The organism is Roseomonas sp. TAS13 (assembly GCF_001950415.1).
GTDB lineage: Bacteria > Pseudomonadota > Alphaproteobacteria > Acetobacterales > Acetobacteraceae > Roseomonas > Roseomonas mucosa.
Genome location: NZ_BDLP01000501.1, coordinates 1 through 2622 on the forward strand (window position 1 = coordinate 1; position 2622 = coordinate 2622).

At 68.9% G+C, this 2622-nt stretch carries 1 protein-coding gene; it reads left to right on the forward strand.

What is annotated here, in order from left to right:
* Window positions 1-2147: DEAD/DEAH box helicase (locus tag ROTAS13_RS22740; protein ID WP_075823524.1), on the forward strand; the 2147-nt coding region annotated here is incomplete at its 5' end.
* Window positions 2148-2622: the final 475 nt, after the last annotated feature.

The following is a 2622-nucleotide window of genomic DNA, read 5'->3' on the forward strand; positions in this document are numbered from 1 at the left end:
TCATGCGGGACGGGCAGCTCCACAGGGTCAGGCGTGACCAGGCGGCCGAGGCCATGGCAACCCGGATGCTGGAGACGCTGGCCCTCCATCGCCTCAGCAACCTCTCGCATGGGCCGGGACGGCATGCCGAGGCCGATGCCTGGCTGCTGCCGGACCCTGATCCGGGCACCTGGATCGATTTCCTGCTGCATGACGTGCCCGCCCTGCGCGCCGCGGGATGGATCGTCGAGGTGGCGGATGACTTCCCCATCCGGCTGATCGAGGCGCAGGGCGATATCGCCGCCCGGATCCAGGAGGCGAGCGGGATCGACTGGTTCGATCTCGACCTCGGCATCATGGTGGAGGGCGAGCGGATCGACCTGCTGCCGGCCCTGCTCGATCTGCTGCGGCAACGCGGCCCGGATCTCCCCCTGCCCAGGTCGGAACCGGCGGAGGAGGGCGAAGACCTGCCTTTCGTGTTCCCGCTGCCCGATGGCCGGCTGCTTTCCGTGCCCGGAGCGCATCTCCACGGCATCCTGGCCATGCTGCTGGAGCTTTTCGCCGGACCGGATCTCGAACTGACCGAGGGGCGCCTGCGCCTGCCGCGCGCCCGCGCCGCCGACCTCGCCCTGCTGGAGGCCACCGGGGGACAGGGTGGCATCGCCTGGCAGGGCGGGGAGGCCATCCGCGCCCTCGGCCGCCAGCTCCGCGGCACCGACGGGATCCCTCCCAGCACCGTGCCGGCCAGCTTCGCCGCGTCGCTCCGGCCCTATCAGCAGCGCGGCGTGGACTGGTTGCAGTGCCTTCGCGCGGCCGGCCTGGGCGGCGTGCTGGCCGATGACATGGGGCTGGGCAAGACGGTGCAGACCCTGGCGCACCTGGCCATCGAGCAGGCGGAGGGGCGCCTGGACCGGCCGGCCCTCGTCGTCTGCCCCACCAGCCTCGTGGCGAACTGGCTGGCAGAGGCAGGCCGCTTCGCGCCGTCGTTGCGGGTGCTGGCGCTGCACGGCCGGGATCGCGCGCAGCACTTCGGCGGGATCGGCCGGCACGACCTGCTCATCACCACCTATCCCCTTCTCATCCGCGACCACGCCGTGCTGACAGAACAGGAATGGCACATCCTCGTGCTGGACGAGGCACAGACCATCAAGAACCCGCAGGCCGGGACCGCGAAGCTGGCGGGGCGGCTGCGGGCCCGGCAGCGCCTGTGCCTCTCCGGGACGCCGCTGGAGAATCACCTGGGCGAGCTATGGTCGCTGTTCCACTTCCTGATGCCCGGCTTCCTGGGCGACCAGCAGAGCTTCCGGCGCCTCTGGCGGACACCGATCGAGCGTGGCGGCGACGCGCAGCGGCAGGCCCTGCTCGCCCGCCGGGTTAGCCCCTTCCTGCTGCGCCGGACCAAGGCCGAAGTCGCCGGCGACCTGCCCCCGCGAACCGAGATCCTGGAGGTGGTGGAACTCGGAAGCGGCCAGCGCGCCCTCTACGAGAGCATCCGCATGGCCATGCATGCCAAGGTGCGGAAGGCCATCGAGCAGCACGGGCTGGCCCGTTCCGGCATCATCATCCTTGATGCCCTGCTCAAGCTGCGGCAGGCCTGTTGCGATCCCCGCCTGCTCAAGCTGTCCGGCGCCAAACCCCAGAAGGCACGCTCGGCGAAGCTCGACCGACTGCTGGAAATGCTGCCGGCCCTGCTGGGCGAGGGAAGGCGCATCCTGCTCTTCTCGCAATTTACCAGCATGCTGGCGCTGATCGAGGCGGAACTGGACCGCGGCGGCATCGCCTATGTGAAGCTGACCGGCGAGACCCGGGACCGGGCAACGCCGGTGCGCTACTTCCAGTCGGGCGAGGTGCCGCTGTTCCTGATCAGCCTCAAGGCCGGCGGCGTCGGGCTGAACCTGACCGCCGCCGATACGGTGATCCACTACGATCCCTGGTGGAACCCGGCCGTCGAGGACCAGGCCACTGACCGTGCCCATCGTATCGGCCAGGACAAGCCGGTCTTCGTGCACCGCCTGATCGCCGAGGGCACCATCGAGGCGAAGATGGAGACCCTCAAGGCCCGCAAGCAGGCCATCGTCGCGGGCATCCTCGGCGGCGCGGCCGGCACGGCGCTCGCCATCACGGAAGATGATCTGGAGGATCTGTTCGCGTCGCAATTCCCGACATGACCGAAGGCTTGTTCGAATGAGTTGCAAGCAGCTGAAATGGGGATTAGCGGACGGAATGCAGGGCGCTGGCGGCGGGGGTGGGAAGGGGTCGCCGGGAGCGTTCCACGGGGTGGCGGAGTAAGCCAAGTAAAATCCGGAACTAAATTTCATATCGACTCCCAGAGCCCTGCTTATACGCATATCCTGGCCATGGAGAGGATAGGCCCCAAAACCCCCTCCTGCCTCTCCGGACAGGGGGCGGCGACATGGCAGTCTGGGCGTGGCAGACACGGAGAATGGCCCGTACCGCCCTGCCACGCGCCGGCTTGGGCGGTGCCCACCCCCGTCGTGCACAAATTGGAGCGTGTCTGTAGTCGGCCTTGAACAACGTCTTCAGGCTGTCGCCCCTGCGAGCAGGGTGCGGCCTGTCGGGACGCTGGCTTGGCTGATCGGGGTGAGGATTGCCTGTCGGAGGGCGGCGAGGAGAGCGGCCAAA